Here is an 8292-nt window from a genome sequence, read left to right on the forward strand (position 1 = left end):
GCCCATGCCCTGGAGATCACCGCCCGGGTCATCACCTGTGCCGCCCTGATCATGGTGAGCGTCTTCGCCGCGTTCATCGTCAGCGACAACATCGTCGTCAAGATGCTCGGGCTGGGCCTTGCCGTCAGCGTGCTCATCGACGCCACCGTCGTGCGGCTGCTCATGGTCCCGGCAGTGATGACCCTGCTGGGCCCGCACGCCTGGTGGACCCCGCGCCGGCTGGACCGGATCCTGCCGCACATCGACGCGGAGGGGGACGGGGAGGTGGGGAGGCGGCCCGCGAAGGCCGCCGGGGAAAGCCATGGACCGTCCGGCGGGGGAGCCCCAAAGGTGTGACCGCCCGCCCGGTGACCACGGACGCGCAGCGCAGCATCCGCTCCGCCACCCTCGACGCGCACGCCCGCAAGGCCGTCGCCGCGGGCGGCCTCGACCTGGCCGCCCAGGAGAAACCGGACTTCTTCCGCTGGTGCCCGTCCCCACGCGAGTGGTGGCGGATCGCCCGCGCCCCGGACGGCGACCTTGCAGGCCGCCACCTCCCGGCCCACAACGCCTCCGGAACTTCGCGCCCGGGTGACAAGCTGTCCCGCGGTGTCAACGGCCGCGGATGACGGAGGCGTGATGGGGTTCGACGGCGAGATCTGGTACGTGCGGCACGGGGAGGAACAGGTGGGTGAGATCGTCATCGACGACGCCGACTTCCCGTGGCTGTCGGGCCGTTTCAGTCCCGGCCCGGCGTACGACGCCGTCGAGCACCTCTTCACCCGTGAACTCGCCCTCGTGGAGGGCGACCTGGACCGGAACATCGAGGAGTGGGAGGCCGTCTACGCCGAGATCGGCAGGCGTGTCGCGCTGCACTCGCCCGAGGGTCCGGTGGCCGAGTTCCTGCTGCACATCCGGGGCGACCGGGCCTGGTTCCGGTGGAGTGACGAACCGTTCGAAGAAGGCTGACGAGCCCTTGACAGGTTTGCGTCCCCACTCTCCGTGCATTCGGAAGACGTACACGCTTTCCGACGGAGATGGGAGGAACCGTGGGCATCATTGCCTGGATTCTGATAGGCCTGCTCGCTGGGGCCGTTGCCAAGATGCTGCTGCCGGGGAAGGACCCGGGCGGCATCATCATCACCATGCTGATCGGCGTCGCGGGCGGTCTGCTCGGCGGCTGGCTCGGCAAGGTGATCTTCGGGGTGGACTCGATCGACGGCTTCTTCGACCTGTCCACCTGGATCGCCGCGATCGTCGGCTCGCTGATCCTGCTGCTCCTCTACCGGGCCTTCACCGGCAACAAGCGCACCCACCGGCACGCCTGACCGGCACGCCCGACGGCCAGGGCCTGACCGGCACGCCCGACCGGCCACGGTCGGCGTGATCTCAGCCGGCGTCGGAGGCCAGCAGGCCCCCGGCCTCGGCGAGGATCTCGGTGACCCGCAGGCCGAACGCGGCGTCGCAAGGGTGCGGTCGCCCGTCACGGGCCGCGGCGCACAACGCGTCCGCGGCCCGGCCGAGCGCGCTCGCGGCGTCCGCGGAACTCTCCGGGAGCCGCGTGACCCCGGCCTCGCCCCGGATCTCCACGCCCGCCCCGGACGCGGCCGACGGGGCCGTCAGGCTGAGCGTCAGCGTGCTGGAGGCGCCGCCGGCATGGTCCAGGACCAGGTGAACGGTGTCGCCGGGCCCCGCCGCCGCGGCGGCCACCCTGCGGACGTCGCCGAGGACCGGCAGCAGCACGGACAGGGCGTGCGGGCCGACGTCCCACAGGGCGCCCTTCTCCCGCCGCCACGGCGTGGCGAAGGGATGGTCCTCGCCGGTGAACACCGACCCCAGCCACTGCGCGTGACCCGTGAACCAGCCACCGGCCTCCGCCTGTTCGGCGATCCACGCCTCGGGCTCGGGGAGGAAGCGGGTGGTGAAGAAGACCACCGACGCGACCCGCGCCCGCGTCACCGCGCGCACGACGTCGCGCGCCCCCGCCACCGTCGCGGCGAGGGGCTTGTCCAGCAGCAGATGACGACCGGCCCCGGCGGCCCGGACCGCGAGGTCCGCCTGCACGTCCGGCGGTACCGCCACCGCCACCGCGTCCACCTCCGCGAGCAGTTCGTCCACGCCGTCGAAGGCCCGCGTGCCGTGACGGTCCGCCAGTTCCTTCGCGGCGGCGGGGCGCCTGCCCCACACCCCGACGAAGTCGAGACCCTCGTGTGCGGCCAGAACGGGCGCGTGGACCATCTGCGCCCAGGGGCCGGTGCCGAACAGACCGATGCGCATGCCGCTGACTCTCCCTGCTGCCGGTCGGGGTGACGTCGGGGGCGCCGAGGCGCCGTCCTCGGCGAGCCTCGCACACGTACGGCGCGGAAGTGCACCCCCCGACACTCGTCCCGGCGGGCGGGCGGCCGGAGAGAGGCAGGTCAGGCGGCCCGGGGGCCCGCGCCGGACTCGTCCGCGCCCGGCTCCGGGCGCCCGGACGTCCCCCGGACCAGCCGCAGCTGCCTCCTGCGCCCGGCATGCCTCCGCCTGGCCCGCTCGGGGGCGGCGGGGGCGAGCAGACGGTCCTCCACACGGTCCATGACCATCAGCAGGACGGACAGCACCGGCAGCAGCAGTACGGCGACCCACAGCACGGCGGTCCTCCTCGTCCGGCGACCCGGTCCGAGTGCACCGATGCGCGCCGTTGATGCCGGAAACGCCGGAGAAACGCAGGGAGAATAGCGGGTGAGCGGCTTCGCCAGGAGCGCCCCGCACGAGACCGGTGACATTGCCGGTCCCCGGGCGGTGGCCGCGCCCCGACAGTGGCACGACCAGCCCCTCCACGGACCCGCCCGGCCGGGCGGGCCGCCACGACAGAGAGGACGACTCGTCGTGCAGCAGCAAGCGCGTACCGGTGCCGCCCACCGCGTGCCCACCGGTTCCCCCCACCGCAGATCCGCCCGGTTCGCCGGCCTGGCGACGGCGATCGCCGCGGTCGTCGGCCTCACCACCCTCAACGGGGCCGGGGCCCAGGCCGCGGACAACCCCTACGAGCGCGGACCGGCGCCGACCACCTCCAGCATCGAGGCCGCCAGGGGCTCGTACTCCGTCTCGCAGACCTCCGTCTCCTCCCTCGCCGTCACCGGCTTCGGCGGGGGTACGATCTACTACCCGACCAGCACCGCCGACGGCACCTTCGGAGCGGTCGCCATCTCGCCCGGCTACACGGGCACCCAGTCCACGATGGCCTGGCTGGGTCCGCGGCTGGCCTCACAGGGCTTCGTCGTCTTCACCATCGACACGAACACCACCCTCGACCAGCCCGACTCGCGCGGACGGCAGTTGCTCGCCGCCCTGGACTACCTCACCCAGCGCAGCTCGGTCCGGGGCCGGGTCGACAGCACCCGGCTCGGCGTGATGGGGCACTCGATGGGCGGCGGTGGCAGCCTCGAGGCCGCCAAGACCCGGCCCTCCCTCCACGCGGCGATCCCGCTGACGCCGTGGAACACCGACAAGAGCTGGCCGGAGATCAGCACACCCACCCTGATCTTCGGTGCCGACGGCGACACCATCGCCCCCGTGGCCAGTCACGCCGAGCCCTTCTACTCCTCCCTGCCGTCCTCCCTGGACCGCGCCTACCTGGAGCTGAACGGCACCTCGCACCTGACCCCGATCTCCTCGAACACGACGATCGCGAAGTACAGCATTTCCTGGTTGAAGCGGTTCATCGACAACGACACCCGCTACGAGCAGTTCCTGTGCCCGCTGCCCCGCCCGAGCCTGACCATCGAGGAGTACCGGGGCAACTGCCCGCACACCTCCTGACGCCCCGCACGGCATCCGCCGTGTCCCACGCCCCACGACACCGGCGGCGGTCGCGCATCTCGCGCGACCGCCGCCGCCGTTGTGCCCGGTCACGGCGCGGGCGCGGGGGAGTTGGGCACCGGCACAAGCCCGCACACCGCACTGCACCCCCGAACTCCCAGGTCACCGGGGGGAATCGGGACTTCGCGCGGGTGGACGCGTGACTTCCGCCTCACGTTACGCGTGCGTAACGTCACGTGAATGACCGGACAGACGCCCGCGATCCCCGGCCCGGCGCCGCACCGGGCGACCGCCACGGCGGACCGGCTCGACGCCGCCGTAGGCGTCGTCACCGGCGAACCCGGCTGCGGCCGCACCTGGTTCCTCGAACGCGCCGCCCGCGCCTTCGCCGCGGGGCCCGTGGTGGGCGTACGGGCCGACCCCGCGGGCCCGGCCGTCCCCGGCGGCGGCCTGCGCACGCTGCTGCGCGCCCTCGGCGAGGCCACCGGCCGCGCACCGGCGGGCGGATCCGGGCACGCCCTGCTCGACGCGCTCCGCGCCGGCTCCCGCCCGCTGCTCGTCTGCGTCGACGACGCCCACCTGTGGGACCCGCTCTCCCGTGCGGCCCTGGGCGACGCCGCCCGGCACCTGTGCCGTACGACGACGGCGGCGCGCCTGCTCCTCACGGTCCCCGGACACCGCCCACCCGCCCCGGAGTTCGGCGGGCTGCCGGTGGTCAGGGTCGACCCGCTCACCCCGCCCGAGGCGTCCGCGCTCCTCGACGAGGTGACCGGCGGGGCTCTCGACGGGGGAGTGCGGGACGAGATCGTGGACGCGGCCGAGGGTGTTCCGGCCCTCCTGCTGGCCCTCGTACGGCGGCTCTCGCCCGCCCAGGTGCGCGGGGACCGTCCGCCGCCCCGCCCGCTGCCCGGCGCCGAGGTGCTGACGGACGTGGCCGGCGGCTGCCTGGACGGCCTCACGCCCGGCCGGCTCGACCTGCTGCTGACCGTGGCCGCCGCCGCACGGGACGACGAGGACACCGCCGTGGACCGGGGACTCGTCCTGCGGGCGGCCGGGCAGCTCGGGCAGGACGGCGCCGTACCGCTGCCCGATCTGCTCGCGGAGGCCGACGACGAGGTCCGTTTCCACAGCGAGCTGCTGCGCAGGACGGTGTACGCGGGGGCGCCGGAGGAGCGGCGGCGGGCCGTGCACCTCGCCCTGGCCGGGGAGCTGGCGCCAGGGGATCCGCGGGCCCTGCTGCACCGGGCCTGGGCGGGAGCCGCACGGGGGCGCGAACTGGAGGCGGTCGCCGGGGACCTGCCGTCGCGCCGGCTGCGCTGCGCCGCGTACGCCCGCGCCGCCGAACTGTCCGAGGACGGTCCCCGGCGCGCCGAGCGGTACACGGCCGCCGCCGGGCAGGCCCTGCTCGGCGGACGTACCCACCAGGCCATGCGGCTCCTGGACGCGGCCCGGACCGGCACCGCCCGCGCCGTCGTACGGGGCCGTGCCGCCCTGCTGCGCGGCACGACGGTGCTGCACGACGGGCCCGTCGACGAGGCCCAGGCCTGCCTCCTGCACGCCGCCACCCTGCTGGCCGACCACTCCCCGGCCGACGCCGGGTCCGCCGCGCTGGCCGCCTGCGACGCGGCATGGGCGGCGGGCGACCCGGCGGGATGCCTCACCGCACTCGAACGCTGCGGGGAGACCGAGGGCCACGACGCACAGGGCGGCGGACCACGCGCCGACTACCGGCTCGGGCTGCGGGCCCTGCTGGAGGCGCGGTTCGAGGAGGCGGCGGTCCGGCTGCGCCGGGTGACGCGGGACCCCGACGGCCGCGAGCCCTCCGGCGATCCGGAGGACATCCTGCGGGCCGCCGCCGCGGCGCTGATGCTCGGCGACCTCGCCGGCGCCCGCCGGGCGGGTGCGCGGGCCCTGGCCGCCGCCCGCACCCTGGACACCGTCGCGGCGGTCCCGCGGGCGCGGGAGTACCTCGCCTACGCCGAACTGCGCGCCGGACGGCACGCGCTCGCCCGTACCCACGCCGAGGAGGGACTGCGTGCCGCCCACCGGGCCGGGCAGCGCAACACGGCCGCCCACCAGCACGCCGTACTGGCGCTGGCCGCGTCGATCGAGGGGGAGACCGAGCTGGTCGCCGGGCATGTGGCCGCCGCGCTCGGCACCGCCCGCCGGCACGGTCTCGCGCAGGCGGCGACGCTGGCGGAGTGGGCGGCGGCCCGCGCCGACCTCGGGCGCGGCCGGCCCCAGGAGGCCGCCGACCGGCTCGGACCCCTCGTACGGCCGGGCGCGCGGCGCGGGCACTTCGCGCTGTGGATGCTCGCCGTCCCCTGCTACGTCGAGGCCGCCGTGTCCGCCGGGCAGAGCGAGGGCGCCCGGAGCGTCGTCGAGGAGTTCGCCCTGTGGGCCGGGTTCGGCGCCGACCCCCAGGCGCCCGCCCAGCTGCTGCGCTGCCGTGCCCTGCTCGCCCCGGCGGACCGGGCCGACGCCCTCTACCGGCAGGCACTCGACCTGCACGACACGGCCGGCGGCGACTTCGAGCGGGCCCGCACCGAACTCCTGCACGGCAAGTGGCTGCGCCGCCGGCGCCGCCTGCGCGAGGCCCGCGACCGGCTGGGCGCCGCCCTGGTCGGCTTCGAACGCTGCGGGGCCCGCGCCTGGGCCGAACAGACCCGCGGCGAGCTGCGCGCCCTCGGCGCCGAGGCGAGCGGACCCCGGCCGGCGGGGGCCGCGGACCTGGCCGGACTGACCCCGCAGCAACTGCGTATCGCGCGTCGCGTCGCCGAGGGCGCGACCAACCGGGAGGTGGCCCTGACCCTGTCCGTGAGCACCCGTACCGTCGACTACCACCTGCGGAAGGTCTTCGCCACCCTCGGTGTGCGGTCCCGCCTGGAACTGGCCCGGCTGGTCGAGCGAGCGGAAAAGACCGGTGCACACCCCTAGGGACCGACCGGACGGTATGTCATCCTTCGGGGCAGGACCCGCCAGCCGGCGGGATCCGCGCGGACCCCTCGGCCGGCCAGGAGCCGGCCGGAGCACCGCCGCGCGGGAGCCGCCGGGTCACCGACCCCTGGGGGAGGACCGCATGCAGCACGCCCTTCGGCCACGGATTGCGCTGCGCCCCGCACCGGCCGGACCCACCGGACCCGGCCCGAGGCCGCGCCCACGTGTCCGGTCGCTCATCGACGCCGACGCCCTGCGCGTGCTGCACCGCGCCGCGCGGGTGCTGCTCGGCGACCTGCCCGACCTCACCGACCGGCTGGTCGCCGCCCTCCAGGAACTGGAACCCGCCTACCGCGTCGCCGTGGAGAGCGACCCAGCCGCCACCTGGCAGGAGGTGCACCGCTCGCTGCGGCACAGCGTGAACTCGCTCCTCGACCCGCGCGGCAACCGGGACGCGGCCCGCCGCTGCTCCTGGAAGATCGGCGCGACCCGGGCCGAGCAGGGACTGCCGCTCGACGCCCTGCTGCACGCCTTCCGGCTCGGCGGGTCCCTGGTCTGGCAGGGCCTGGTCGAGGAGACCTCCCGCTCCGCCCCCGAGGACGTACGCCTCCTCGTGCACGTGGCCGCCGACGTGTGGAACTTCGTCGACGAGCACTGCACACTCGTCGCCGACGCCTACCGCCAGGTCGAACGCCAGCTCGCCTGGCGGCGCGAGAACCGGCTGCGGCTGCTCGCCGCCGCCCTCCTGGAGGGCACCAGCCGCATCGCCGACCTGCCCGAGGCCGCGGAGGCCCTGGACCTGCCCGAGCAGGGCCGCTACCTCGTCGTCGCGGTGTCCGGCGGCTCCCCTGCGGAGGCGGCCGGTGCACGTGCCTCGGTGGGACGCGGCGTGCGTGTGCACTGGCACACCGGGGTCGAGGTGGACTACGGCATCGTCCTGCTCGGCGACGGCCAGGACGAGACGGCGATCGACGGCGGCCCGCCCACGGGCGCCCGCGTCGGCGTCGGCACGGCCGTGCCCGGCCTGGCCGCCGTCGGCGACGCCCGCCGGCTCGCGGACACCGCGCTGCGGATGTGCCCCGGCACCGGCGGCACGATCCGCCTGACCGAGCACCTCCCCACGGCCCTGGTGATCTCCGCCCCCGACCTCGCCACGGCCCTCGCCGACCGGGTCTTCGGCCCCCTGAGAACCCTGGAACCCGCCGACGCGGCCGTCCTCCTGGACACCCTCGCCACCTGGCTGGCCTGCGACGGCTCCGCCCAGCGGGCGGGCGAACGCCTCTACTGCCACCGCAACACCGTCCTCAACCGCCTCCGCCGCTACGAACAGCTCACGGGCCGCTGCCTCTCCCGCCCGACGGACGTCGTCGAGATCACCCTGGCCCTGGCGGCCCGGCCCACCCTCTGACGACCACGCTCCCGGCGGTACGGCGAGACGGCCGCACCGCCGCTCACGCATGCCCGCGCACCTCCGCCTGCGCAGCGGCACGTGACCCTCCCGCCCTGGTGGCGCGGCCCGATCTCCGGTGCACCGCGCCCGGCGAGACGGCCGCACCGCCGCTCACGCATGCCCGC

Annotated in this window: 9 protein-coding genes; 7 read left to right on the forward strand and 2 right to left on the reverse strand. The window is 75.7% G+C overall.

The features are described 5' to 3' along the window. The 4 genes from BZL64_RS31485 to BZL64_RS31500 all read left to right on the forward strand — a co-directional run. On the forward strand, nucleotides 1-336 hold a 336-nt coding region (locus tag BZL64_RS31485), incomplete at its 5' end, for an MMPL family transporter (RefSeq protein ID WP_244205595.1). Further along, nucleotides 333-608, forward strand: coding sequence for a hypothetical protein (locus tag BZL64_RS31490; RefSeq protein WP_401710544.1), 276 nt, complete (start codon nucleotides 333-335; stop codon nucleotides 606-608). The genes BZL64_RS31485 and BZL64_RS31490, both read left to right, overlap by 4 nt. 10 nt (nucleotides 609-618) lie before the next feature. After that, nucleotides 619-948 (forward strand): hypothetical protein, encoded by a 330-nt coding sequence (locus BZL64_RS31495; RefSeq protein ID WP_086772541.1) that lies wholly within the window; start codon nucleotides 619-621, stop codon nucleotides 946-948. A gap of 80 nt (nucleotides 949-1028) precedes the next feature. Continuing rightward, a complete protein-coding gene (locus BZL64_RS31500) occupies nucleotides 1029-1307 on the forward strand; it encodes a GlsB/YeaQ/YmgE family stress response membrane protein (protein ID WP_086772542.1) in 279 nt (92 codons plus the stop codon). Nucleotides 1308-1368: 61 nt separating this feature from the next. On the opposite strand, the gene BZL64_RS31505 is transcribed toward BZL64_RS31500, so the two are convergent. Both BZL64_RS31505 and BZL64_RS31510 read right to left on the reverse strand, forming a co-directional pair. After that, a complete protein-coding gene (locus BZL64_RS31505; protein WP_086772543.1) occupies nucleotides 1369-2256 on the reverse strand; it encodes a Gfo/Idh/MocA family protein in 888 nt (295 codons plus the stop codon). 140 nt (nucleotides 2257-2396) lie between these two features. Then, the gene (locus tag BZL64_RS31510) at nucleotides 2397-2609 is read right to left on the reverse strand and encodes a hypothetical protein (protein ID WP_086772544.1); all 213 of its coding nucleotides are present in this window, start codon (nucleotides 2607-2609) and stop codon (nucleotides 2397-2399) included. 238 nt (nucleotides 2610-2847) lie between these two features. Between BZL64_RS31510 and bdeA the strand changes: the two genes are divergently transcribed. The 3 genes from bdeA to BZL64_RS31525 all read left to right on the forward strand — a co-directional run bounded on the left by bdeA (nucleotide 2848) and on the right by BZL64_RS31525 (nucleotide 8125). Then, complete coding sequence (gene bdeA / locus BZL64_RS31515; RefSeq protein WP_107430381.1) at nucleotides 2848-3780, forward strand: bis(hydroxyethyl) terephthalate hydrolase; 933 nt, start codon at nucleotides 2848-2850, stop codon at nucleotides 3778-3780. 240 nt (nucleotides 3781-4020) lie between these two features. Next, nucleotides 4021-6717, forward strand: coding sequence for a helix-turn-helix transcriptional regulator (locus tag BZL64_RS31520; protein WP_086772545.1), 2697 nt, complete (start codon nucleotides 4021-4023; stop codon nucleotides 6715-6717). 142 nt (nucleotides 6718-6859) lie between these two features. Further along, a complete protein-coding gene (locus BZL64_RS31525) occupies nucleotides 6860-8125 on the forward strand; it encodes a PucR family transcriptional regulator (protein ID WP_086772546.1) in 1266 nt (421 codons plus the stop codon). The last annotated feature ends 167 nt before the right edge of the window (nucleotides 8126-8292 follow it).

Source organism: Streptomyces bobili (genome assembly GCF_002154575.1).
Lineage (GTDB): Bacteria > Actinomycetota > Actinomycetes > Streptomycetales > Streptomycetaceae > Streptomyces > Streptomyces bobili.